The following is a 1,981-nucleotide window of genomic DNA, read 5'->3' on the forward strand; positions in this document are numbered from 1 at the left end:
AACGTGGCCGCCCGGCGGGCCCGCAACCGGGCCCGGGTCAGTGCCAGCACCGGCCCGGTGACCCGGCCGCCGGTCGGTGTGCCGAACGGTTCCCGGCCGGACCACTCGCCCCGGCTGGTCAGCGGGCGCAGGTCCACCCGCACGGCGGCGCGCGCGATCCGGGCCCAGGACCGGGCGACCGGGGAGGAGTCGAAGCCGGCCGCGTCGGCGGGGGAGTCCCAGACCACGAGCGCGGCCCAGCGGGTCAGGTCGGCGTCACCCGGCCCGAAGCCGGTGCCGGTCCCGGTGCCGAGCAGCTTGGCGAAGCGGACGCCGGGCAGGCGGCGCAGCCGGGCCGGGTGGGTGGCCATCCGGGCCAGCGCACCGGGCACGGACCGGCGGGGGACGCGCCACACGTGCAGCGTGACCAGGTCGGGGTTCACGCCACCTCGGCCGGGGTGCCGGCGGTGATCCGCAGCAGTTCCGCGTACGTGGTGGGGAACACCGCCTGGGGTACGCCCCCGGCCGCCCACACCTCGTCGTGGTCGGCCAGGGCGGTGTCGACCAGGGTGCGCAACGGCCCGGGGTGACCGACCGGGGCGACCCCGCCGATCACCTGGCCGGTGTGCCGCCGGACGAAGTCGGGGCTGGCCCGGCGCAGGTGGGTCACGCCCAGCGTGGCGGCCAGCCCGGCCGTGTCCACCCGGTGCGCGCCGGAGGTGAGCACCAGCAGCGGCGCGTCGTCCGCGTCGAAGATCAGCGAGTTGGCGATGGCGCCGACGGTGACGCCGAGCGCCTCCGCCGCCGCGGCGGCGGTGTGCACCGCCTCGGGAAGCAGACGGACGACGCTCGGGTCGCCGGCGCCGTCCCGCGCCTGCGCGTCGTCGAGCGCCCGCTGCACCGCCTGCACGTTCGGGTGTGGCTGCATGCCGGCCATTCTCCCCGCCGCGCCCACCCGGCGCGCAGCCACCCACGCCGCGTCCCGCCGGCCCGGCTACCGGAACCGGTCGGCGAGCACGGTCAGCTTGGCGACGTACGCGGGCCAGTCGTGGTCCCGGGGGAGGCTGGTGTTCCCCTGCTGCCAACCGATCGCCCCGTCGTGCTGTTCGCGCAGGATGTCGGCCTGCCCCGCGTGGCGGGCGAGGTCGTAGACCACGCGCACGACGATCTCGTGCAGGGTCACGTCCGGGGCGTCCGGCCCCCACCACGGCACCCGTCCCGGGGCGTCGAGCGGCAGCTCGGCGATCGTCTCGTCGGCGAAGGCCCCGACGCGCCGGTAGAGGTCGATCAACCCGTCCTTCGTCTCGTCCTCCCGGGCGTACCAGTCGGCCTGGGGGTCCTCCTCCTGCGCGGCCGGGGAGACCAGTTCCTCGGGCGTCGGGAACTCGCGGCCGAAGGTGGGCCCGAAGTAGCCGGCCTCGACGTTGAGGCAGTGCTTGACGATGCCCAGCAGGCTGGTGCCGGTCGGGGTACGGGGCAGCCGGGCGTCGCGTTCACCCAACCCGTCGAGCTTCCAGATCAGGTCGTCGCGGCACGCCTGGAGGTAGTGGCGCAGCGCCGTCTTCGGGTCGTCCTTGTCAGCCATGCGCGTCAGTCTGCCGCCCCCGGACGATCCGGTGAGGTCACGGCGGGTCGCCGCCGGTGGCGCGGGCGGCGACGAACGCGGCGATGCCGTCGAGGATGCGGGCCAGGCCGAAGTCGAGGGTGTCGTGGTCGGCCGGACCGTCCGGGCCGGGGCGCAGCGCGGCGTCCAGCGCCGGGTAGCGTTCCTCGCGGCCCCGCACCAGCGTGCCGAACGCCGCCTCCCGGCCGGACCCGGGCGGCAGGCCGGCCAGGTTGCGGGCGTGCCCGACCAGCAGCGTCGCCACGTCCAGCCGCTCGGTCGCGGTGAGCCCCGTCCCGGCGAGCGCGGCGACGACCCGTTCCACCCAGGACAGTTCGTGCGGTCCGGGCAGCCGGGCGCCCACGGCCGCCGCCTGCGCCCACGGGTGCCGGCGGAACC

At 76.8% G+C, this 1,981-nt stretch carries 3 protein-coding genes and 1 pseudogene; all 4 read right to left on the reverse strand.

Features of this window, described 5'->3' with window-relative positions; all coding sequences use genetic code 11:
- Nucleotides 1-422, reverse strand: a pseudogene (locus HUW36_RS31850) (monooxygenase); the annotation flags it as partial.
- The gene (locus HUW36_RS31855; RefSeq protein ID WP_174531453.1) at nucleotides 419-907 is read right to left on the reverse strand and encodes a YbaK/EbsC family protein; all 489 of its coding nucleotides are present in this window, start codon (nucleotides 905-907) and stop codon (nucleotides 419-421) included. The gene HUW36_RS31855 and the pseudogene HUW36_RS31850, both read right to left, overlap by 4 nt.
- Before the next feature lie 66 nt (nucleotides 908-973).
- The gene (locus tag HUW36_RS31860; protein ID WP_174531454.1) at nucleotides 974-1,564 is read right to left on the reverse strand and encodes a DinB family protein; all 591 of its coding nucleotides are present in this window, start codon (nucleotides 1,562-1,564) and stop codon (nucleotides 974-976) included.
- A 37-nt stretch (nucleotides 1,565-1,601) separates the two neighbouring features.
- On the reverse strand, nucleotides 1,602-1,981 hold a 380-nt coding region (locus HUW36_RS31865; RefSeq protein ID WP_174531455.1), incomplete at its 5' end, for a TetR/AcrR family transcriptional regulator C-terminal domain-containing protein.

The organism is Micromonospora maritima (assembly GCF_902825405.1).
GTDB lineage: Bacteria > Actinomycetota > Actinomycetes > Mycobacteriales > Micromonosporaceae > Micromonospora > Micromonospora maritima.

Bases quoted from the DNA above. Each gene is read 5' to 3' on its own strand.
- HUW36_RS31855 (WP_174531453.1), bottom strand. From the start codon at position 907: ATGCAGCCACACCCGAACGTGCAGGCGGTGCAGCGGGCGCTCGACGAC.
- HUW36_RS31860 (WP_174531454.1), bottom strand. From the start codon at position 1,564: ATGGCTGACAAGGACGACCCGAAGACGGCGCTGCGCCACTACCTCCAG.